Below are 1,048 nucleotides of genomic sequence, written 5' to 3'. Positions count from 1 at the left end.
GTCCGCTCCGCTTCCACGCGCTGCAGGCCGGTGCCGTGAACGCGTCCGTGCAGCAGCTGAACCTGCCGTGGCGCGGCCTGCACGACGCGGTCCAGGCGGCGACGCCCGCCACCATCGCGCTGCTGGCGCTGGAACCGGACGCCAGGAAGAGCAGCGTGCGCATCACGGCGGAAGCGAAGACCAGCGACGACATGATCGCCTACGTCGAGGCGCTGCAGCGCGTCGAGTGGTTCACGACCGTCCTGCTGGCGCGCCACGAGATCAACGAACAGGACGCGAACCGGCCGATCCGCTTCCAGATCGATGCCCAGTGGAGGTCCCCGCGATGAAGACGACCTTGACGTCGCCCCTGCTGCGCCTGCGCCTGGTGCTGCTGCGCGCGAATCCGCTCGTGGCGGCGGCCGGCATCCTCGTGTTCGTGATGGCCGGCGCGCTGGCGTGGACGCTGCATGTCGTGTGGGCGATGGAACGGGCGCAGGAGGCACGCGCCGCGCAGGCGAAACAGAACGCGCAGGTGGCCACCGCACCTGCATCCGCGCCGGCACCCGTGCCCCCGCAGGCTCCGGACAACCTCGCCGCCTTCTACGGCGCACTGGGCGTGCGCGGCAGCGCCGAGCAGCAGGTCAAGACGCTGTTCGGCCTCGCGGCCAGGTCGGGCCTCGTGCTGCGCCAGGGCGAGTACAAGCCGGGTTATGACCGCAATGCGAAGGTGTACACGTACCAGGTCAACCTGCCGGTGAAAGGCAGCTATGCGGCGATCTGGCAGTTCGCGATGGCGGCGCTGCGCGCGATTCCGTTCGCGTCGCTGGACGAGATCACCTTCCACCGCGACGCCATCGGCGACGCGACGGTGGACGCGCGCCTGAAGCTGACCTTGTACCTGCGCGACGGGACGGATCCGTCATGAAGAAGGCCGACATCAAGCCGCGCCACGCGATCCTCGCGCTGGCCCTCGTCGGCGCCGCGCTGCTGGCCGCGTTCGGCGACCGGGCGCCGCAAGGCGACATCGCCGAACCGGTCGAGCGTCCCGTCGCGAAGGCGGCGCTCG

2 protein-coding genes are annotated in these 1,048 nt (G+C 70.6%); both read left to right on the top strand.

Annotated features, from left to right (window positions below; translation table 11 throughout):
• Positions 1–329: PilN domain-containing protein (locus tag ACEN88_RS32515; RefSeq protein WP_413346369.1), on the top strand; the 329-nt coding region annotated here is incomplete at its 5' end.
• The gene (locus ACEN88_RS32510) at positions 326–907 is read left to right on the top strand and encodes a hypothetical protein (protein WP_413346367.1); all 582 of its coding nucleotides are present in this window, start codon (positions 326–328) and stop codon (positions 905–907) included. The genes ACEN88_RS32515 and ACEN88_RS32510, both read left to right, overlap by 4 nt.
• Positions 908–1,048: the final 141 nt, after the last annotated feature.

This window comes from Massilia sp. CT11-108 (assembly GCF_047302915.1).
In the GTDB taxonomy this organism is placed as follows: Bacteria; Pseudomonadota; Gammaproteobacteria; order Burkholderiales; family Burkholderiaceae_D; genus Telluria; species Telluria orientalis.
The sequence above is the reverse complement of the archived record's forward strand: the minus strand, read 5'-3'. Positions and strand labels throughout refer to the sequence as shown.

Excerpts from the sequence above, each read along its gene's own strand:
- ACEN88_RS32510 (WP_413346367.1), top strand. The coding sequence starts at position 326 with ATGAAGACGACCTTGACGTCGCCCCTGCTGCGCCTGCGCCTGGTGCTG.